A 20,401-nucleotide genomic window follows, 5' to 3' on the forward strand; every position below is an offset into this window, starting at 1 on the left:
GAGCCTGTAGGAGCGGGGAGACGGCGCGGCCCGCGCGGGTCTCAGCCCAGCACCGGCTCGTCCGGCAGCTCGTTGGCGTTCGGCGCGTCGCCCGCCACCGGGAAGTGCTGGACCAGCAGCGCGGACACTTCCTCCAGCGCCTGCGTGAGACCGTCCTCGAAGCGTCCCTCGTGGAAGGCGGTGCCCATGCGCTGCACGATCGCCTGCCACTCCTCCGGGCGCACGTGCCGGTTCAACCCGCGATCCGCCACGATCTCGATCGCGTGTTCCGCCAGCAGCAGGTAGATCAGGACGCCGTTGTTGTGTTCGGTGTCCCAGACCCGCAGCTTGCCGAACAGCGTGAGCGCCCGTTCGCGCGGCCTCGCATTGCGCCACACGTAGCTGGTGGGCAGCCCCGCTTCCACGTAGATGCGCACCTCGCCGCTGTGGCGGCGCTCGCTCGCGGCGACGCGGCGCGTGAGGCGTTCAACCATGTCGCGCGGGATGGCGCGGCGCGTGTCCGTGTCATCGAGCCAGCGGTGCTTGAACAGGCGCCTGATCTTGTCCAGCATCACCAGTCCCCCGAGGCGCCGCCGCCACCGAAATCACCACCGCCGCCGGAGCTGAAGCTGTCGCTTCCGCCCGAGCTCCAGCTGCCGCCGCTGCTGCTGCCGGACCCCCAGCTCCAGTCCGAACTGCGGCCGGAACCCCTGCGCCGCGCGTAGGCCGGCGCCTTCATGCCGAGCATGAGGGCGAACAGCATGGAAACCATCCCGGCGACCGCCCCAATGAGAAGGCTGGACGTGATCCAACTCGCGATGGCGCCGAAGGCCCCGCCGGTGAACACCGAGCCCATCTTGTTGCCGAACATCGTGCGCAGCACGGTGGCGCCAATGGGCACGCCGACGAAGAGGAAGATGCCGAAGTCGGCCCAGTCGAACCCGCCCGCGCCCCCGCCGCTGTTGGCGCTGCCTTGGGTCGGTGCGGGCAGCGCCTCGCCAGTGACGCGCGCAATCAGCTGGTCGGCCGCGGCCTGCAGGCCGCCGGCGAAGTCGCCCTGCTTGAAGCGCGGCGTGATCGCCCCGTCGATCACCTGCTTCGCCGCCAGGTCCGGCACCGCGCCTTCGAGCGTCTTCGCCACCTCGATGCGGACCTTGCGGTCGTTCTTGGCGACGATGAGCAGGATGCCGTCACCGACGTCCTTGCGGCCGATCTTCCAGGCGTTGCCGACGCGGTTGGCGTAGCTGGCGATGTCTTCGGGCTGCGTGGTCGGCACCATCAGGATGACCAGCTGCGAACCCTTCTTCGCTTCGAAGGCGGCCAGCTTGTCTTCCAGGCCCTTGCGCTGGATGTCGTCCAGCGTGCCGGTCTGATCGATCACCCGCGCGGTGAGGGCGGGTACCGGCAGGACCCCCTGGGCGCAGGCGCCCAGCCACGCCAACGCGGCCAGCAGGAAGACGAGGATCGCCTTCAAGCGCTTGCGTCCGCTAGCGGGTCGTCGTGGTGGCCGGCGCCGAAGGCGTCGTGCCGAACTCCACCTTCGGCGGGGCGGAGATCTGCGCTTCGTTCTGCACCGTGAAGACGGGCTTCGGGTCGTAATTGAAGACCATCGCCGTCAGGTTGCTCGGAAAGCTGCGCGCGAGGACGTTGTACTCCTGCACCGCCTGGATGTAGCGGTTGCGGGCCACGGTGATCCGGTTTTCCGTGCCTTCGAGTTGCACCCGCAAGTCGCGAAATCCCTGATTGGCCTTCAGGTCCGGATAGCGCTCGCTCACCACCAGCAGCCGCGAGAGCGCGCTGGACAGCTCCCCCTGCGCCTGCTGGAATTTCTGGAAGGCTTCCGGATTGTTCAAGGTCTCGGGCGTCACCTGCACCGACGTCGCCCTGGCCCGCGCCTCGACCACCTTGGTGAGCGTCTCCTGCTCGAAGTTGGCTTCGCCCTTGACCGTGGCGACGATGTTGGGGATCAGATCGGCCCGCCGCTGGTACTGGTTGAGGACTTCGCTCCACGCCGACTTGGACTGCTCGTCCAGGCGCTGGAAATCGTTGTAGCCGCAGCCGCTCAGGGCGAGCGCGGCGAACAGTGCGGCGAGGGCGGAGAACCATCTTTTCATCGTGCAGTCCTTCGAAAGTGGCGGCAACGGTAGCATAGATGGGATGGTGCGACTCGAAGTCGCTTCCTAGCTGGTCAAGTGCCAGCCTTCAACAGAGCGTTTCTCCTCGGAGAGACGACGATTTCCTCCCAGGAAATCAGATCAGATGGCCGGTGGAAATGCCTCGCATTTTGCCGGTCTGAGAGGCCCTCCCCGGGTGCTCTCGCAACAAAATTCGGCCCCACGGCAGGGATTTTCGTTGCCTGAACGATACAGTTACAAAATAAAGTTGGACTGTATTCGCCGCCTCTCTGGGTGGCCAACGAAGCGGCACCGCTCAAGGTGTCTTGTTTCCTCACTGAAACCACGCATGGAACTGCGTGACCTCACCCGTAAGTGCGACCTGAGTAATCGGGTGGTGCGAAGCAACGGATAAACCTCCTCCGCTCGCAAGAGCAACAGTGTGCCGGCGACGGCGTACGACGCGCTGACCAAGACTGCGCGAGGAGGGTGAGGTAAAGGGTATGGGAAACGCAAGTGAACGTTCGACCGAACCGTCGTCACTATGAGGCAGCTAACGCTTGGTTTCTGGGTCACCGGAGAGCTGCAGCCAAACGGCAACGTGCCTGGGTCCGTGTGTCATCCACCACGGATCGTTCCCTATGAGCACGCGGCGGAGAGAACGTCCCTAACCCCGTCGTCTGAGACAGCCATCAGACGGACACCTTGGGAAACGAGGTAAACCCGATGCACCGCCGCGCCTTCCCGGCGCGGCAACCGAAGCGCGAGCGACGGCCATGGTGTAGCGGGCAGAGGAAGAAGCAAAAAGCGAATGCCGATCTGTAATGGGTCGGATAGGGGTTCCAGCTTTGCCCCGGCGTGAAAGCGCGCTGACTTGCTTCAAGTGCGACGGCGTAAGCCGCTGCGAACTTTAACTATGACCCTGCGGGTTGATCGACCCGCACGGGTCGATCTTCGTCCTGTGGGGTTCCTCACTGGAGAAGGTATGGAAATTGACGAAGGCGTTCGCGCTTCCGTCTCTACGCCTCCAGGCGAGCCTAGCGACTGGCACCTCATTGATTGGGGGCTGGTCGCGCAGTTCGTCGGGAAGGCGCAGACGCGCATTGCGCAGGCAGAACAGGACAAGGACTACCGCCGGGTCAAACGACTCCAACGTAGCCTTGTCCGCTCATGGCAGGCCAAGGCATTGGCTGTCAGGAGAGTTACCGAGAACCGAGGGAAGCGGACGAGTGGCGTCGACCGCGAACTCTGGAATACACCAGAAGCCAAATGGAATGCGGTGTGTCGGCTGAATCAATCGGGATACCGGGCGCGGCCCCTGAAGCGCGTCTACATCCCGAAATCGAATGGGAAGGAGCGTCCTCTGGGCATCCCGACCATGTTCGACCGGGCGATGCAGGCCCTCTACCTGCTCGCGCTGGAACCGGTGTCTGAGTGCGCCTCCGATCCGAACAGCTACGGCTTTCGGAAAGGTCGATCCACGCATGATGCCCGGCAACAGTTGTTCGTGTGTCTGTCCAGTGGCGCTTCGGCGCGCTGGATTCTCGACGCGGACATCTCGGGTTTCTTCGACAACATCAATCATGAATGGTTGCTTCGCCACGTTCACCTGAACAAGCGCGTTCTCCAGCAATGGTTGAAATCAGGCGTCATCGAAAGAGGACAACTGAACCGCACAGAGATGGGAACGCCGCAAGGCGGGATCATCTCGCCGACACTGGCGAACATCACGCTCAACGGGCTGGAACACGATCTGGTGCAGCATCTCAATGCGGCACTTGGCGTCAAGAAGGCTCAGAAAGCGAAGGTCAATGTGGTGCGATACGCGGACGACTTCGTAGTGACCGGCGACTCGAAAGAGTTGTTGGAAACCATCGTGGTCCCATGGATAGTGCAGTTCCTGCGCGAGCGGGGGCTGGCGCTGTCCACGGAAAAGACCCGCCTCGTGCACATTGATCAAGGCTTCGACTTCCTTGGTTGGAATTTCCGGAAGTACGACGGAAAGATGCTCATCAAGCCCAGTACGAAAAACGTGAAAGCGTTCTACCGAAAGGTGAGTGACATTGTCGAAGGTTCGCTATCGGTTCCAACGGAACGTCTCATCAGGAAGCTCAATCCAGTTCTTCGGGGCTGGGCGGAGTACCACAAAGGAGCGGTTGCGAAAGCAGCGTTCTCGCGCCTCGACCAGCTGCTTTACTGGCGGTTGATGCGCTGGGCGCTGCGAACGCATCCCCGAAAGACCAGTGCGTGGGTGTACGAGAAGTACTGGCAGAAGTTCGGCGACAGCCGTGCATTTGCCACCGCCAGCGCGAATCGGAAGGGGGAACCAGTGTCGCTGGTCTTGTACCGGCTCGCGGACACGAAAATTGTCCGACACACGAAGATCAAGGGCGACTACAACCCCTTTGACCCCGCGTGGGAAATCTACGGTGAAGAGCGCCATGTCGCACTGAGGTCGGAAGACATCATGGGCACGCAACGCTCGACACTATGGGTGCAGCAGGGTGGGTATTGCCCTGTCTGCGAGACGTTACTGGACAGTGCTGCGGAGTCTGACGACCACCATATCGTCTACCGCATGCACGGCGGGAGCAACGCTCTCGCCAATCGCGTGCTCCTGCACCCGATCTGTCACCGGCGGGTACACGCCCTGGGTTTGGAGGTAACCAAGCCGGTCCCTGCACGAGGGACTTAAATCTGGAACGTAGACTGTGGCCATGCAGCCCATACAGTTTGCGTCTCCGGTGGTCGTGCTAGAGCCGTATGCGTTGAAAGGCGCACGTACGGTTCGTTGGGGGGGATGGTGCTGCGAAGCATCATCCCTACCCTCCCATGGGGACCCACTTCAAGTGCTGCACGCGGCGTCCCGGGGCAACCCATCCGCGCCGAGGCCGCGCCTCCTCGTCGCCGGCGCGACGGGCGTGCTCGGCAACGAGGTGTTGCGGCGGCTCGCCGGTTCATCGCTCTTCTCGTTCACCCAGGTGCTGGCGCGCGAACCCATCACCGCCGGCCTGCGGGGCGTGGGCGTGACGCTGGTGCCACCGGAGGAACCTGCGGCGTGGCCGCCTGGCGCGGCCGATGTGGCCGTGGTGCTGTTCGAGCCGGCGCGCCTGTTCTACGACCGTGAGCGCGCCTTGTGGACGCCGCGGCCGGAGCAACTGGTGCCGCTCGCGCGATGGCTGCGCGCCAGCGGCGTGCGCACGCTGGCCGTCGTGTTGCCGCATGCGCCGGGCCGCCTGCCGGACGCCCTGAAACGCGGCCTGGCCAATCTCGATGAACATGCGGTGGCGGGGCTCGGCTTCGAACGCGTGCTGCTCCTGCGTTCCGCCCGCAAGCCGGACCCGGTCGCCGGCCTGGGCCGGCCCCAGCGGTTCGCGCACTGGATGCTCTCGGTGTTCAAGTACATGATCCCCAGCAGCGAGCAGCCCGTCCGGGCGTGCCGCGTGGCCGACTTCCTGGCCGTGGCGCTGCAACTCGCGCCGCCGGGAACCCACGTGGCGGCGCCCGAGGTCCTCTGGGAGGCAACCCAGGGCCCGCTGGAGCCGGTGGCGCGGCGCTGGCTGGGCGCCTGAACGCCGGCGCGGCAAAGCGCGGCACAATCCCGGGTAAACCTCGCCCGCATGCGCAAATCCAAGCTCCAGGCCGCCCATCTCGATGGCGACGCCGACGACGTCGAAGCGGCGTTCTACGACGCCCTGCAGAACGCCGACCTCGAAAAGCTGATGGCCTGCTGGGCCGACGAAGACGACATCGTCTGCATCCACCCTGGCGGCCCCCGGGTCGTCGGCGCCACGGCGATCCGTGCCACCTTCGAGGCGATGTTCGCCAATGGCAGCATCCGCGCCGTGCCGGAAAAGGTGCGCAAGATCGTCTCGGTGGCCAGCAGCGTGCACAACCTGCTGGAGCGCGTGGAAGTGCTCACGCCCCAGGGCCCACAGCAGGCGTGGGTGATCGCCACCAACGTCTACCACCGCACGGCGCAGGGCTGGCGGCTGGTGGCGCACCACGCCAGCCCCGGCACGGTGAGCGAGATCCAGGAAGTGTCGGACGCGCCATCCGTCCTCCACTGAATCCATCGATGCAAGATTACCGAGCGCCCTGGTGGCTGCCCGGCGGCAACCTGCAGACCATCTGGGCCGCGCTGGCGGCGCGCCGCACCCATGCCGCCCCGCCACGCTACCGCCGCGAGCGCTGGAGCACGCCTGACGGCGACTTCGTCGACGTCGACTGGCTGGATCCGGAAGTGCCGCCGCCGGCCGACGCGCCGCTGCTGGTGCTGTTCCACGGCCTGGAGGGCTCCTCGCGCAGCCACTATGCCGAGGCGTTTGCCGATTTCGCCGCCGCGCACGGTTTGCGCTTCGTCGTCCCGCACTTCCGCGGCTGCAGCGGCGAGCTGAACTGGGGCCCGCGGGCGTATCACTCCGGCGACCACGAGGAGATCGGCTGGATCCTGACCCGCGTGCGCGAGCACCACACGGGCCGGTTGGCCGCCGTGGGCGTTTCGCTGGGCGGCAATGCATTGATGCGCTGGGCCGGCGAGCATGGCGAGGCTGCGGGCCGGCTGGCCGACGCAGTCGCCTCGGTGTGCTCCCCTCTCGACCTCGCGGCGGGCGGCCACGCCATCGGCCGCGGTTTCAACCGGCTGGTCTACACGACGATGTTCCTGCGCAGCATGAAGCCCAAGGCGCTGCGCAAGTGGGCGCAGCATCCCGGCCTGTTCGACCGCGAAGCGCTGCTCGCCGCGCGCGACCTCTACGAGTTCGACAACATCTTCACCGCCCCGCTGCACGGCTTTCGCGACACCGAGGACTACTGGGCGCGCGCGTCCGCCAAGCCGCACCTGCACCGCATCCGCATTCCGGCGCTGGTGCTCAACGCCGGCAACGACCCCTTCATCCCGGCCCAGAGCCTGCCGGGCGCCAGTGAAGTGGGGCCGCACGTGACGCTCTGGCAGCCCCAGCAGGGCGGGCACGTCGGTTTTCCCGCCGGCCCATGGCCGAGCCACGTGCGCGCGATGCCGGAAGCGGTCGGGGGCTTTCTGCTCGCGCACATCGCCTGATGCGCCGCGGCCGCTAGACTAGCTCCAGTGCGAGCATTCAGAAGTTGGGCGCCCACGCGGCGGTTGGGACATTGGTCGAGGCGGAGCGGGGCGGCGTGGCCGCTGCTGGCCGGCTTCGCCGCGCTCGTGCTGCTGCTGGAAGCCGGGTTCGAGCTGGTCGACGCGGCGCACCTGCTCATCCCCCGCCAGTGGCCCACGCCCTACCTCGGCCAGTGCCTGGACCTGCTGCTGCACCTTGGCGTGATCGGCTTCATGCTGGCGCTGGTCGAGCGGCTGTTCCCCGGCAGCGCGTCGCCCAAGCGCTACTTGCAGGCGCTATGGTTCTGGGCCTGGTACATCCCCGTGGCCGTCTGGTGCGGCAACGCCGTGCACGACTTCGTCACGCGGCACGGCATCGAGCCGCTCCTGTCCGTGGGCTTGGCGGACCTGCGCCTGGAGAACCCCTGGCAGACGGTGGCCGGCGCCGCGCTGGTGCTGCTGGGCGCGATCGTGCTGGACTTCTTCGTCTACTGGTTCCACCGGATGCAGCACGCGGTGCCGCTGCTGTGGGCCTTTCACAGCACGCACCATGCGAACCGCTCGCTGAACGGCGTCGGTTCCTACCACCACCCGCTGGAAGACGTCCTGCGCATCCCGTTCATGATGCTGCCCCTCGCGCTCACCATCGAGATCGAGGCGCCGCAACTGGCCTTCGTCTCCGCGTTCGTCGCCACCTGGGGCTTCGTCAACCACATGGACACGCACCTGCATTTCGGCCCGTTGCTGCGCAACGTGTTCGCGGACCCGTGGTACCACCGGGTGCACCACTCCCTGGCCACGGAGCACTACGACAAGAATTTCGCCGGCACCTTCTCGCTGTGGGACCGCCTGTTCGGCACGCAGGTGCTGCCGCCGGCCGATGCGCACCAGCTGCCGGTGGGCCTGGTGGACGTTCCGCATCCCGAGGGCCTGCGCGACTACCTTTTCACTCCGCTGCGCGTGCTGTCGCGGCGCCTGCGGCCGGCCAAGGCCGACGCGACCGACGAGGCCCTGGGCAAGAGCCACTAGCGTCGCAGCCCGTCGCTGAGACGCGTCGCCGCCTTGACATTTGCGCACCGTTGGCCAGAATCGGCCTCGGGAGAAGTTGTAAATGGATGTATCGTCAAGAGCCAGGCTCGTGCTGTTGGCTTGCCTGGGTTGCTTGATGCTCCCCGCGGCTTGGGCGGGTGAAAGTGAAGCGCTGCGTGTCCAGGGTGAGCAGCGCCGCTGGCAAGGTGATGTCGATGCGGCCGTGGGCTTGCTGCGCCAGTCCCGTGCACGCGCCAGCACGAACTCCGAGGCCGTGCAAGCGGCCATTTCGCTTGGCGCTGCCTTGCTGCAGGCCCGCCGCCTCGACTACCGGCTCGTCCATATCGCCTCGCACGCTGTGTTCGGGGGCACCGCGGGACACGAGCTACATCCTGGCCTTCGACGACCTACTCGGGATCAACCGCCTGCAAAGCGTGCTGTGCTCCGACAAGCTCCAGCACTCGCCGATCGATCTGCTCACGCTGTCCGCCTGCGAGACGGCGGAAGGCAACGACCGAGCGCCGCTCGGCATTGCCGGTGCCGCCATGCGGGCGTGGGCGCGCAGCGTGCTGGGCACCCCGCGGCCGGTGGACGACGATGCGGCGCGCCAGCTGACGGAACTTTTCTACCGGGGCCTCGCCATCGACGGGCGCAGCAAAGCGGCGGCATTGCGCGATGCGCAGGTCGAGTTGCTGCGGAAGCCGGCCAACCGCCACCCTGGGCGCCGTTCAGCCTGGTCGGCAATTGGAGATAACTGTTGATGCGACCGCGCCTGCGTGCACTTCCCTTGGCCGTCCTAGCCTTGCTGTCTCCCGTCCTGGCCTTGCTGTCTCCCGTCCTGGCCGGTGCCCAGGTCCGCACCGATGGCAGCCTCGGTGGTGCCGCGCGCAGTCTCGCCGGCCCCACCTACGCGATCACCGAAAGCCTGGGCCAGCGGGCGGGCAACAACCTGTTCCACAGCTTCCAGACCTTTCGCATCGGCGCGGGCGAGACCGCGCTGTTCAGCACGAGCACGCCGACCATCGCCAACGTGTTCGGGCGAGTCACCGGAGGCGCGGTTTCCACCATCGACGGAACGATCCGCTTGCAGGCCGCCGCCGGCGCCCCGGCGCTGTTCCTCATCAATCCCGCCGGCGTCGTTTTCGGAGCAGGCTCCGCGATCGACGTGCCCGGTGCGTTCCACGTGAGCACGGCCGACTCGATCCGTTTCGCCGACGGTGTTTTCCACGCCGGTCTCGCGCGGGCCAGCACCTTCTCGGCTGCGCCGCCGGAGGCCTTTGGCTTCCTCGGAGAGCAGCGCGCGGCCGTGGTGCTGCGCGGTGCCCAGTTGGCGAACGGCGATGCGCCGGTGGCCATCGTGGCGGGGGACGTCATGCTGCAGGACGGCGCTTCGGTCAGCAATCGCGCCGGCCCGCTGAGGCTGGTCGCCGTGGGCCGGCAGGCAATGCAGGTGCCGCTGGACGGCGAGCCCGGTCCGCTGCAGGGGACCCTTCGCATCGAGCCAGGCGGCATCGTGCAAACGGTGTCGCGGGACGCCGCCGCTGGCGGGGCGATCCAGGTCGCGGCCGGGCGCGTCGAAGTGGCCGGGCCAGCCGACCCGGACGCTCCCGGCACCACCGGGATCGTCAGTTCCGCCGATGCGGCAGGCCCAGGGGGCGCCGTGTGGGTGCGGGCCGATGACGCTCTCGTGCTGTCGCGCGGAGCCGCCATCGAAAGCATCGCCTGGGGCGAGGGTGCGGGCGGCCCGGTGCATGTGTCGGCCGGCTCGCTGCTGATCGATAGCCAGGGCGATTTCTTCACCCGCATCCAGTCCAAATCTTTCTTTGGCGGAGGGCCTGCCGGCGACGTGGGTGTCGATGTCCGGGGGAATGCGCGGATCGCGGGAGCGCGCCCACTGGAGGATGGATTCGCCTGGTGGCAGTCCGGTGATGGCCGCATCACGGCAGGGCAGGCATTCATCGGCAGCATGGCGTATGTCAGTTCCAGCGGCGCCGTCAAGGTGAACGCGGGCCGGCTGCGGCTGGAAAACGGGGCCGCCCTCGGAACGGAGGCGGGGTCGTCCGGCCAGGCTGGGTCGATCGCCATCCAGGCCGGCAACCTCACTCTCGCGGGGGGAGGCATCTACACGGTCAACACCGGCGATGCGAACGGTGGGGGGATCACGGTGAGCGCCGCAGAGCAGCTGCATCTGGGCGAGAACAGCATCCTGGTGACGACGAGCGTGGGGGCAGGGCGGGGCGGCGACATTGCCGTGCGGGCCAAGGAGGTGGAGATCCGCAACAGCGTGATCCAGACCGCCGCCTATGACACGGGGCGGGGCGGTGACGTGACGCTCGACCTGGAAGGCAGGTTGCACGTGGCGAATGACGTGCCGGGAACCTGGTCGGGCATCTTCGCCACGGCGGAGGAGTCCCCCCTGCTCGGGCTGCAGGGCGAAACGTCCGGCCGCATCGGGATCCGCGCGGGCCAGCTCAGTATGGAGGGTGTGGGCGGCGACGACGGGGACAACCGCCAAAGCACGCTGACCGGCATCGCCACCTCGACCTACGGCAACACGGCGGGGAACATCGGGATCGAGGTCGCCGGCGCGGCATCGCTGCGCAATGCCACGATCCGGTCGCGCGGCCAATTCGGGGGCAGCACGGGATCGATCAGGCTGCGCGCTGGCGGGGCCGTGCTGCTGGAAGACACCTCGATGGAAACGGACTCCCAGCTGGTTTCGGAGACCTTCGTGGGCCTGGCCGGCGATATCGACGTGGAGGCGCCCGCTCTCCACCTGGTGGGCCGGGAATGGTCGTCCTACATCACCACCTCGGGCGTCACGGACCAGGGCACGGGCGGCGCGGGAACGATCCGGCTCCGCGTCGCGGGGCCCATGACCGTGCAAGGGGGCGGTGGGGTCTCGAGCATCACCACCTCGCTCGGACTGATGGACAGGAGCGGCGGTTCCGGCGGTCCCGTCGGGGTGGACATCCGTGCGGGCAGCCTGCTGCTCGACGCCCTCGACGCCGACACGGTCACGCAGATCGCCAGCCGCGTGCCCAGCGGGTCGGGCGGCGTTGCGCGCGATCTCCTGCTGAAAGTCGACGGCCCCATCGAACTGCGCCACGGCGCATTCATGACGACGACGACCATGGGCATCGGCAACGCCGGTACCCTCTCCATCGAGGCCGGCAGCCTGCTGATCGACAACAACGGCAGCGGCCGGTTGGGCGGCGTGTCGAGCGAATCCCTGGCCTGGGCCGGCGGCTTCATCACCGGCGATGCCGGGGACATCTCCGTGCGGCTGCGCGGCGATCTCGAGGTGCGTGCGGGGGGCAGGATCAGCTCGTCGTCGGTGCAAGGCGCCGCGGGGACCGTCCGTGTCGAAGCGGCCAACGTGCTGCTGACGGGCGGGTACACCGGACCGCCGATCGAATGCCTCATCTGCCCGGACAGCGCTTACCGCAGCAGCATCGCCGCCTTCATCCTTCCATTGGGAACGCAGCGCATCCCGGCATCCGGCCAGGGCGGCAACGTTTCCATTACCGCGTCCGGCCGGATCCGGGTGGAGGACGGGGCGCAGATCACGATCCGCAACGACGCGATCGTCGGCGGCGACGCACCCGCGCGCGGCCTGCTGCAATTGGCGGCGCCGCTGATCGAGTTGCGCGGAAACAATGCCACCATCAGTGCCGCGTCCACCGGCAACGTCGGGGCCGGTGACATCCAGATCGATGCGGGCCGGGCCGTTGTCATCCAGGACAGCCGCATCGTGACCTCCGCCGTCGGCACGGCGGGCGACGGAGGCTTCATCCGTGTGAACGCACCCGTGATGGCACTTTCCACCGGCTTCGTGCAGGCCAACGCGATCGCGAGCAGCGCGGCCGGCGGCGACATCGCGGTCAATGTGCGGGCGCTGCTCTCGAGCCACGAGAGCCTGCACGTGGGCGGTGACTCAGTGGCCGTGTTCGAAGCGGGACGCGCGGGCGGCAACGTGATCCAAGCCGTCGCGCCCACCGGCGTCAGCGGCAACATCCAGATCGCCTCCCCACAGCTCGACCTGGCTGGCACGCTGACGCTGGTCACGGCCGGCACCCTCCCCAACGAACCCCTGGGCAAGAGCCCGTGCCGGCGCACCGGGGGCAGCGCACTGGGGCTCGCCGGGCGCGGCGGGCTCGCGCCTTCGGCGATGGACCCCGTGGGTTCGCAATTGGGCCAGTGGGCAAGCGCTCCGGCCGGCGCGTCGGTCGTGCGCCTCGCGGGTCGCGCCGGCTGCGTGGGATCGTGATTGTTCCGGAGCGGAGCCTCACGCGGGTGGACGAGGTTCGCTCGCACGTGACGCTCTGGCAGCCCCCACAAGGTGGGCACGTCGGTTTTTCCGCCGCCCTGTGGGCTGGCATGTCTGCGCCATCCCGTGCCACGGCAACTGGTACCAACCCTGTGGTCCACCCGCGTCGCGCGCGCATTGACATTGGCGCGCCTGAGGTGAAAATCGGCCGAGGGAGTTGTAAATGGATGTAGCTGTGAATGCCCGGCTGGGTTTGTTGACCTGCCTGGTTTGCTTGATGCTCCCCGTCGCCTGGGCCGGCGAAAGCCAATCGCTGCGCGCCCAGGGTGAGCAGCTGCGTTGGCAGGGCGATGTCGACGCGGCCGTTGTGCTGCTGCGCCAAGCCCGTGCGCGCGCAGTCTCGAACGTCGAAGCCGTGCAAGCCGGCACGTCGCTCGGCGCAGCCTTGCTGCAGGCCCGGCGGCTCGACGACGCCGAAGAAGCCTTGCTCGCTGCCTACCGTGCTGCCGCCGATGCGCCTGCGCGCGCAGCCGCCGCCCTGGAGCTGGGCAATCTTGCGCTGATGCGCAAGCAGCCTCAGCAAGCGCATACCTACTACTCGGAAGTTGCGACCAGCGGGGGCACCGGTCCGCTGGCGCTCGCCGCCCGGCTGAATCTCGCACGCTTGGCCCCCGTATCCGGCCGGGTGGAACTGCTCGTCGCCCTGCTGCCTGAAGTAGACAGGCTGCTGCCTGACCCGCCAGCCCGTGCGCATCTGCTGCTGCACGCCGGTCAAGTGGCGGCAGAGTCCGGCGCTGCCGCGCTGCCGCTGGCCCAGGTGGCCATGGAAAGGGCGCGCGCACTTGCGCGGCCTGACCCGGCATCGCGGACGCACATCGCCGCGCTGGAAGGCTTGGCGCAAGTGCATGAAGCGCAGGGGCGATGGGACGACGCGCTGCGCCTGGGCGAAACCGCGCTGGACGCGGCGCGACCCGCACCGGTACGACCGCTGCAGGACTTGCTGCTGGCCATTGAGTGGCGGCAGGCCCGCGGCTGGCGGCAGCGCGGCCGTTCCGATCTGGCGCTGGCTGCCGCCATGCGCGCCGTGGACCACGCGCAGGCGATCCGCCCCGACATGCCGATCGAGCAGGTGGATGGACGCTCGACCTACCAGGCGGTGCTGCAACCGCTGTTCGAGCTTTTCGTCGACCTCCAGCTTGGCGCCATCGATGCCCTGCCGCCCGCGCGCCAGGCAGTCGCGCTGACTCGCGTGCGCGAGGCTGTCGAGGCGATGCGCCAGTCCGAGATGCAGGATTTCCTGGGCGATCGCTGCACCGTCGAAGAGGCCGATGCCGCCCGGCTCGAGCCGGGTGCGGTGGCGCTCTACCCAATTCTGCTGTCCGATCGCGTCGAGCTGCTGGTGCAGACACGGGACAGCCTGAGCCGCGTGACCCGGTCCGTCGCGCGCGAAGAGGTCATCGCCGCCGCGCGAGCCTTGGCGAGCGCATTGCGCTCCGGCCAGGACAACTACGTCGGACCGGCCAGGCGCCTGTACGACTGGCTGTTGCGACCGGTGGAAGGTGACCTGGTGGGGATGCACACGCTGGTGGTCGTGCCTGACGGGCCGCTGCGCCTGGTGCCGTTTGCCGCGCTGAACGATGGCGAGCGGCCGCTGCTGCAGCGCATCGCGCTCGGCACGGTCACGGGCATGAGCATGACGGACGCGGGCCGCCCGCGGACGGGCCGCCCCACCACGCTGCTCGCGGGCGTGGCCCTGCCGGGCCCCGTCGTCGAGAAGCTGGCGTTGAGCGATGTGCTGCGGTCCGCGCCGGTGGCCCGCAGCGTCGCCGGCCGCGCCCCTATGCTCGCTTCGCGCACTTCGCGCTCGGCGGCGCGCGCACTGGGCGAGCGTGAGGCCGAGGCCATGCGGCGCGACCTCGCGTTGCCCGGCGTGCGTGACGAAGTGATCGCCATCGCGGCGCTGACGGGCGGCAAGGTGCTGCTGGATGGCGCGTTCACGGTCAACGCGTTCGAGCGCGAAGCGGAGGGCGGTGACTACCGGCTTGTGCACATCGCTTCGCACGGGGTGTTCGGCGGCAGCGCGGAAACCAGCTACATCCTCGCCTTCGATGACCTGCTGGGCATCAACCGCCTGCAAAGCGTGTTGCGCTCCGACAAGCTGCAGCAGTCCCCGATCGACCTGCTAACGCTCTCCGCCTGCGAGACGGCGGAGGGCAACGACCGGGCGCCGCTCGGCATCGCCGGCGCGGCGATGCGCGCGCGTGCGCGCAGCGTGCTCGGCACCTTGTGGCCGGTGGACGACGATGCCGCACGGCAGCTGATGGAAGGCTTCTATCGGGGCTTGGCGCACGGCGGGCAGAGCAAGGCGGTCGCCCTGCGTGACGCGCAGCTCGAGCTGCTGCGGCAGCCCGCCACCCGGCACCCCTACTTCTGGGCCCCGTTCAGCCTGATCGGCAACTGGAGATGACCGCGATGCGACCGCGACTGCTTCCACTTTCCCTGGCTGTCCTGGCCTTGCTCGGCCCCCTCGTGGCTGGTGCCCAGGTCCGCACCGACGGCAGCGTCGGAGCGGCGCGCAATCTGTCCGGGCCCACGTATGCGATCACTGAGGACCTAGGGCGCCGCGTCGGCACCAACCTCTTCCACAGCTTCGACACCTTCCGAATTGGCGGCGGAGAGACCGCGCTGTTCAGCACGGCGACGCCCGCGATCGCCAACGTTTTCGGGCGCGTGACGGGCGGCCAAGTGTCCACCATCGACGGCACGATCCGGCTGAAGGCTGCCGCCGGGGTTCCGGCGCTGTTCCTCATCAACCCGGCGGGCATCGTATTCGGGGCCGGTGCGGCGATCGACGTGCCCGGCGCCTTTTACGCGAGCACGGCGGATTCCATCCGCTTTCCCGACGGCGCTTTCAATGCCGACCCGGCGCGGGCCAGCACGTTCTCGTCGGCGCCGCCGGAGGCATTTGGCTTCCTGGGAGAGCGCCACGGTTCGGTCGAACTGCGTGGTGCGCAGTTGACAAACGGTGATGCGCCACTGTCCATTGTCGCCGGCGATGTGACTCTGCGCGACGCAGCCTCGGTACGCAACCGCGGCGGCAAGCTGAAGGCGGTGGCGGTGGGCCAACAGGCCGTGACAATTCCGCTCACCGGAGATCCCGGCCTGCTGCGTGGCAGGCTTCGGATCGAACCGGGCAGCTCCTTGCAGACCGAATCCCGCGCCGACATTGCGGGCGGCGCGATCCGGGTGGCGGCCGGGCGCGTCGAGGCGGAGGGTGCGACCGAAGGCGCCGTAACCGGCATCCGCAGCACTGCGCAGGTGACGGGCACCGGCGGTGCAGTGTCGGTGCGCGCAGATGAAAGCCTGGTGCTGTCGCATGGCGCGGAGATCGGCAGCGCGGCCCATGGAAGTGGCGCGGCCGGCCGGGTGCAGGTGGCGGCCGGCTCGCTGCTGATGGATGCCGTCGATGGCGACGCTTCGGTGACTTCGATTCGGTCCCTCGCGACCGCCAGCGGGGCGAGCGGTGACGTCACCGTCCACATCGCGGGCGACGCTCGCCTCAGGGGCGCTTTGATCGGCACCGAAGCCTCGGGCGAGGCGGGGTTCGCGGGGCCGGTCCGCTTGACCGCGAAGCATCTCTGGCTGGAGGACCGCGCCCGCATCCAGGCCTATGCCGATTCCGGAAGAGGCGGCGCGCTGGCCATCTCCGCCGAGAACCTGACCGTCGCGCGCAGCCGCATCGTGTCGTTTAGCGAGGTGCCCGTCGCAGTGGACGTCACCGTGCAGGACACCTTGCGCATCCAGGACGGCGCGAGTATTTCCACCTACTCGGGCGGGCCGCTGCGCGTGCAGGCGCGGCAGGTGCTGCTGGACAATGGCTCGCTGGAGAGCTACGCGATTGGTTCCGTGGATGCTGCGGGGCTGACCGTGACCGCCTCGGAGGCGGTGGAGCTGCTTAACGGCAGCACCATCGAGACAATCTTCTTGAGCGCGGGAAGCAGCGGCCCGCTGAAGTTGACGGCGGGCCGGCTGCTGGTAGACGCCAGCGAAATCCGCAGCCGGGCGGAGACGTCGGCACGCGGCGGGGACGTCCTCGTTTCGGTGGCCGGCGGCGCGGAGTTGCGCAACAACGGCAGGCTGGCTACGGAGACGATCGGCTCCACCGGGAGCGGCCTGGATCACAACGCGGGAGGCAGCATCACGCTCCGGGCCAAGTCGCTGTCGCTGCGCGGCGGCCTGCTCGAAGGCATCAATGACTCCGTGCATGGCCGCGGCGGCGATGTGACGCTGGATGTTGAGGAGAAGCTTCTCGTGGCGGACGACGGCAGCGGTGCCTTCGCCGGCATCCGGGTCGTCCGTGAGGGAGACGGCCCGATGGCGCAGGGCGCTACCGCCGGGAGCGTGGTGATCCGGGCCGGCGAACTGGTCCTGGACGGCCAACTCGACCAGCCTTCGGACGAGTACCCGTTGAACACCGGCATCTACACCTCGAGTTGGCGCGGCAGGGCAGGCAAGCTGGACATCGAGGCACGCGGCCCGGTGCTCCTGCGCAACGCCTTCGTGGTGTCCGAGGGCGTGTACGGCGGGAACAGCGGCGCGATCAGCCTGAAATCCGGGACGTCCGTGGTGCTGGAGGAAAGCGACATCAGCACCGCCAGCCGTGCGATCACCGAGACTCGTGTGAGCCGTGGCGGCGACATTAGTGTGGAAGCGCCGGAAATCCACCTGTCGGGCAAGGAACGGGGGTCAAGCATCATCAGCGACGGGAGTGTCAGCAGCGGCTTGGGTGGCGGCGGCAGGATCAGGCTGCGCGCGTCGGGGCCGATCACCCTGCGAGGGGATGCAATCATCGGGAGTTTCGTCAGGGAGCTCGGTCTCTTCGATGCGAACGATGGCGCGGCGGGAAACATCGGGGTCGACATTCAGGCGGGCAGCCTGCTCCTCGACGCGACTTCGGCCGACCACCGTGCATACATCACCAGCCGTACCACCGCGGGCACGAATGATCGTGCGCGCGACCTCGTGTTGCGGATCGGCGGCCCCATCGAGTTGCACCACGGAGCGTACATTTCAACGACGACCCTTGGCTTGGGAAACGCGGGTGATTTGTCGATCGATGCGGGCAGCCTTCTGATCGATACGCACGGAAGCGGGCGCGGAGGCGTCCTGAGCGAATCGGTGCATGCCTTCTTCGACGGCTTCGTTGCGGGGAATGCCGGCAGCGTCGTCATCCGGCTGGCGGGTGATCTGGCAGTGCGCGGCGGCTCCCGGATCAGTTCCTCCGCCGTGCAGGGCGCGGCGGGCGCGGTTCAGGTGAATGCAGCCAATATCAGGTTGACGGGGGTTTACGACGGGCCGATGGAATGCGGCGAGTGCTTGTTCGGCAGCAGCAGCATTTCAGCGTCTGTCGTGGCGCTGCCCGACCCCCTGAACACGCCTGCGTCTGGCCAATCCGGCAACGTCTCGGTGACTGCGGCGCAGAGCATCGTGGTCGCGGACGGTGCTCTGATCAACATGCAAAACAGTGCCACGGTCAAGGATCCGGCTCTCCCGTCACGCGGCACGTTGCGCCTGTCCGCTCCGCGCATCGAAGTGCGTGGCAACAATGCCTCCGTCAATGCGGCTTCCACCGGCAACGTCGCCGCGAGCGACATCCAGATCGAGGCCGGCAGCTTGGTCACTGTCCAGAACGGCCGCATCATCACCTCTGCCACCGGCAGCGCGGGCAACGGCGGCAGCATCCGCATCACCGCGCCGGTGATGGCGCTGGAAACCGGCTTCGTTCAGGCCAACGCCACCGCGGCCGGCGCAGCCGGCGGCAACATCTTCATGGATGTGCGCGCGCTGCTGTCCAGCCATGAGAGTCTGCGCGTGGGGGGCGATACAGTGGCCGTGTTCGAGGCCAACCGCGTCGGCGGCAACGTCATCCAGGCCGCTGCGCCCACCGGCATCAGCGGCAGCATCGCCATCGCGGCGCCGCAGCTCGACTTGGTGGGCGCGCTGACGCCGATGGCGGGCGACACCCTGCCCGCCGAGCCGCTCGGCAAGAGCCCCTGCCGTCGCACCGGCGGCAGCGCGCTGGGGATCGCAGGACGCGGCGGCCTCGCACTGTCCGCGACCGATCCAGTGGGATCGCAACTGGGACAGGCGGTAAGCACTTCGGCCGGGGCATCGGTCGTGCGCCTCGCAGGACGCACTGGCTGCGCGGGATCGCGATGACAAGCGTCTCCCGTCAGACCGAACAGGCATTCCGGCTCACCTTGCTCGCGCTGGCATGCGTGTTTGGCTCGGCGGGCGTGGGCGCCCAACTCCGCGACAACCCTGCTGCACCCCCTGAGCTGGCCCGCCCGCCGTTCCTGCCGCGTGCAGCGCCCGACGTCCTGCAACTGCCGCCCATCGCCGCCCCGGAAGGTCGCCGCACCGGCCCGCGCGCCAGCGGCGAACTCCTGCATACGGTCGTGATCCGCGGCAACACGGCCATCCCGGCGGATGCGCTGCAGGAGGTCGCGCGCCCCTGGCTCGGCCACTCCGCCAACGCAGCCGACCTCGAAGCCCTGCGCGTGGCGCTCACCCGCCACTACGTCGACCGCGGCTTCGTGAATTCAGGCGCGTTGCTGGACCCGAACGGCGTGCAGGGCGGGGTGCTCGCCATCGACATCGTCGAAGGCAAGCTGTCCAGCCTGCGCTTCTCGGGGCTCGACGGGCTGGACGAACGCTATGTCGCCACGCGCCTGTGGCCCGACGCGGATCAACCGCTGGATCTCAACGCGTTGCGCGAGCGCTACCAGCTGCTGCTCGACGATCCGCTGATCCAGCGGATGAACGCGCGCCTGCTGCCCGACGCCGGACCCGGTTCCGCGGCGCTGGACGTGGAGGTGGAGCGTGCCCAGCCCTGGTCCTTCGCCGCACGCTACAACAATCATCGGCCCGCATCGATCGGCGAGCAGGCGCTGCTGGTGGAGGCCGGCCTGCGCAACCTGACCGGCCGCGGTGACGCCTTGCGCCTCAGCGCGCAGCCCGGCAGGGATGCGCGCGGATTCGCTCGCCTGGGCTTCGCCTGGACCGTGCCTGTGCTCTACCCTGGCACGCTGCTGACCCTGCAGTTCGACGACAGCGACTCGACGGTGGTCGAGGAGCCGTTGGCCGCGGCTGACGTGAAGAGCCGCCTGAGCGCGCGAGAAGTCACGCTCGGCCAACTTCTGTTCGAGAACCTGCGGCACCGGGCCGCGGCCGGCGTCACGTGGCAGGAGCGGCGCAGCCAGACCTGGCTCGGCGGCGAGCGCTTTCCTTTCGTGGCGGGAGTGCCCGACGATGGCCTGCGGACCAAGTCGGTGCGCGTCTGGCAGGAGTACACCTACCGCTCCGAATCGGAAGTGTTCGCTATGCGCTCGACCTTCGCCGCGACGCGCAACAATCTCGAGCCCTTGCCCGCGGGGACGCCGGCTGTGGCCGGCCCAAGTCGCGCCCGTTTCTGGCTGGGCCAGGCGCAGGTCGCGCGCCGCCTCGGCGACACCGGCCTTCAGGCGGTGGCCCGGGCGACGGTGCAGCACACGGCGGACCGGCTGGTGGCGCTCGATGGTTTGTCGATCGGCGGCGTGTCGACCGTCCGCGGCTGGCGCGAAAACCAGTTGATCCGCGATCGGGGGTTCATCCTCAACCTGGAGCTGGACATCCCAGTGCTGCGTTGGGGCGCGAGCGACACGAGCGTGCAGTTGCTGCCGTTCCTGGACTACGGCCGGGGCCGCAACCAGGGCCAGTCGCCCGACGCGATCGGCTCGGTGGGGCTGGCCCTGCGCTGGCGCTCGGGGCGCTGGGCGGCGGATGCCGCGTGGGGCTACCGCGTGCTTTCCACCATCAGCCGCGAGCGGACGGGCCGTTCGCTGCAGGATCACGGGCTCCATTTCCAGCTGAGCTATGTGACTGGCAGGTAAA

The 20,401-nt window shown here is 68.3% G+C and carries 14 protein-coding genes; 10 read left to right on the forward strand and 4 right to left on the reverse strand.

Annotated elements, in window-relative coordinates; translation table 11 throughout:
* Positions 1–41: 41 nt before the first annotated feature.
* From FN976_RS18360 to FN976_RS18370, 3 genes are read right to left on the reverse strand one after another with little or no spacing between them, the layout of a single operon-like run.
* Positions 42–551 (reverse strand): TPM domain-containing protein, encoded by a 510-nt coding sequence (locus tag FN976_RS18360; protein ID WP_145894494.1) that lies wholly within the window; start codon positions 549–551, stop codon positions 42–44.
* A complete protein-coding gene (locus tag FN976_RS18365; RefSeq protein ID WP_145894495.1) occupies positions 551–1,453 on the reverse strand; it encodes a TPM domain-containing protein in 903 nt (300 codons plus the stop codon). The genes FN976_RS18360 and FN976_RS18365 overlap by 1 nt, the downstream gene beginning before the upstream one ends.
* A 13-nt stretch (positions 1,454–1,466) precedes the next feature.
* The gene (locus FN976_RS18370) at positions 1,467–2,093 is read right to left on the reverse strand and encodes a LemA family protein (RefSeq protein ID WP_145894496.1); all 627 of its coding nucleotides are present in this window, start codon (positions 2,091–2,093) and stop codon (positions 1,467–1,469) included.
* A gap of 985 nt (positions 2,094–3,078) precedes the next feature.
* On the opposite strand from FN976_RS18370, the gene ltrA reads away from it, so the two are divergent.
* The 5 genes from ltrA to FN976_RS18395 all read left to right on the forward strand — a co-directional run bounded on the left by ltrA (position 3,079) and on the right by FN976_RS18395 (position 8,199).
* Complete coding sequence (gene ltrA / locus FN976_RS18375) at positions 3,079–4,788, forward strand: group II intron reverse transcriptase/maturase (RefSeq protein WP_145894497.1); 1,710 nt, start codon at positions 3,079–3,081, stop codon at positions 4,786–4,788.
* Between the two features lie 154 nt (positions 4,789–4,942).
* Positions 4,943–5,665 carry a hypothetical protein gene (locus FN976_RS18380; protein ID WP_145894498.1) on the forward strand — a complete coding sequence of 241 codons (723 nt, stop codon included), beginning with the start codon at positions 4,943–4,945 and terminating at the stop codon, positions 5,663–5,665.
* 48 nt (positions 5,666–5,713) lie between these two features.
* On the forward strand, positions 5,714–6,163 hold the full coding sequence (locus FN976_RS18385; RefSeq protein ID WP_145894499.1) for a YybH family protein: 450 nt from the start codon (positions 5,714–5,716) through the stop codon (positions 6,161–6,163).
* An 8-nt stretch (positions 6,164–6,171) separates the two neighbouring features.
* Entirely contained in the window at positions 6,172–7,152 is a 981-nt protein-coding gene (locus FN976_RS18390) for a YheT family hydrolase (protein WP_145894500.1), read from the forward strand.
* A gap of 27 nt (positions 7,153–7,179) precedes the next feature.
* Positions 7,180–8,199 carry a sterol desaturase family protein gene (locus FN976_RS18395; RefSeq protein WP_145894501.1) on the forward strand — a complete coding sequence of 340 codons (1,020 nt, stop codon included), beginning with the start codon at positions 7,180–7,182 and terminating at the stop codon, positions 8,197–8,199.
* Positions 8,200–8,293: 94 nt separating this feature from the next.
* On the opposite strand, the gene FN976_RS28920 is transcribed toward FN976_RS18395, so the two are convergent.
* Positions 8,294–8,542, reverse strand: a complete 249-nt coding sequence (locus tag FN976_RS28920) for a hypothetical protein (RefSeq protein WP_186510984.1) — start codon at positions 8,540–8,542, stop codon at positions 8,294–8,296.
* On the opposite strand from FN976_RS28920, the gene FN976_RS29525 reads away from it, so the two are divergent.
* The 5 genes from FN976_RS29525 to FN976_RS18420 all read left to right on the forward strand — a co-directional run bounded on the left by FN976_RS29525 (position 8,445) and on the right by FN976_RS18420 (position 20,400).
* Entirely contained in the window at positions 8,445–8,960 is a 516-nt protein-coding gene (locus FN976_RS29525) for a CHAT domain-containing protein (RefSeq protein WP_255440587.1), read from the forward strand. The two genes, FN976_RS28920 and FN976_RS29525, sit on opposite strands and share 98 nt — an antisense overlap.
* A 41-nt stretch (positions 8,961–9,001) precedes the next feature.
* Complete coding sequence (locus tag FN976_RS18405; protein WP_186510988.1) at positions 9,002–12,469, forward strand: two-partner secretion domain-containing protein; 3,468 nt, start codon at positions 9,002–9,004, stop codon at positions 12,467–12,469.
* Between the two features lie 277 nt (positions 12,470–12,746).
* Positions 12,747–14,936 carry a CHAT domain-containing protein gene (locus FN976_RS18410; RefSeq protein ID WP_186510989.1) on the forward strand — a complete coding sequence of 730 codons (2,190 nt, stop codon included), beginning with the start codon at positions 12,747–12,749 and terminating at the stop codon, positions 14,934–14,936.
* Positions 14,933–18,688 (forward strand): two-partner secretion domain-containing protein, encoded by a 3,756-nt coding sequence (locus tag FN976_RS18415; protein WP_145894505.1) that lies wholly within the window; start codon positions 14,933–14,935, stop codon positions 18,686–18,688. Before FN976_RS18410 ends, FN976_RS18415 begins: the two co-directional genes overlap by 4 nt.
* Positions 18,685–20,400, forward strand: a complete 1,716-nt coding sequence (locus FN976_RS18420; protein WP_145894506.1) for a ShlB/FhaC/HecB family hemolysin secretion/activation protein — start codon at positions 18,685–18,687, stop codon at positions 20,398–20,400. The genes FN976_RS18415 and FN976_RS18420 overlap by 4 nt, the downstream gene beginning before the upstream one ends.
* Position 20,401 lies beyond the last annotated feature (1 nt).

Origin of the sequence: Caenimonas sedimenti (genome assembly GCF_007833165.1) — a bacterium.
Taxonomy (GTDB): Bacteria; Pseudomonadota; Gammaproteobacteria; order Burkholderiales; family Burkholderiaceae_C; genus Ramlibacter; species Ramlibacter sedimenti.

Bases quoted from the DNA above. Each gene is read 5' to 3' on its own strand.
- FN976_RS18360 (WP_145894494.1), bottom strand. From the start codon at position 551: ATGCTGGACAAGATCAGGCGCCTGTTCAAGCACCGCTGGCTCGATGAC.
- FN976_RS18370 (WP_145894496.1), bottom strand. From the start codon at position 2,093: ATGAAAAGATGGTTCTCCGCCCTCGCCGCACTGTTCGCCGCGCTCGCC.
- ltrA (WP_145894497.1), top strand. From the start codon at position 3,079: ATGGAAATTGACGAAGGCGTTCGCGCTTCCGTCTCTACGCCTCCAGGC.
- FN976_RS18385 (WP_145894499.1), top strand. From the start codon at position 5,714: ATGCGCAAATCCAAGCTCCAGGCCGCCCATCTCGATGGCGACGCCGAC.
- FN976_RS18390 (WP_145894500.1), top strand. From the start codon at position 6,172: ATGCAAGATTACCGAGCGCCCTGGTGGCTGCCCGGCGGCAACCTGCAG.
- FN976_RS28920 (WP_186510984.1), bottom strand. From the start codon at position 8,542: ATGGACGAGCCGGTAGTCGAGGCGGCGGGCCTGCAGCAAGGCAGCGCC.
- FN976_RS18410 (WP_186510989.1), top strand. From the start codon at position 12,747: ATGCTCCCCGTCGCCTGGGCCGGCGAAAGCCAATCGCTGCGCGCCCAG.
- FN976_RS18415 (WP_145894505.1), top strand. From the start codon at position 14,933: ATGACCGCGATGCGACCGCGACTGCTTCCACTTTCCCTGGCTGTCCTG.
- FN976_RS18420 (WP_145894506.1), top strand. From the start codon at position 18,685: ATGACAAGCGTCTCCCGTCAGACCGAACAGGCATTCCGGCTCACCTTG.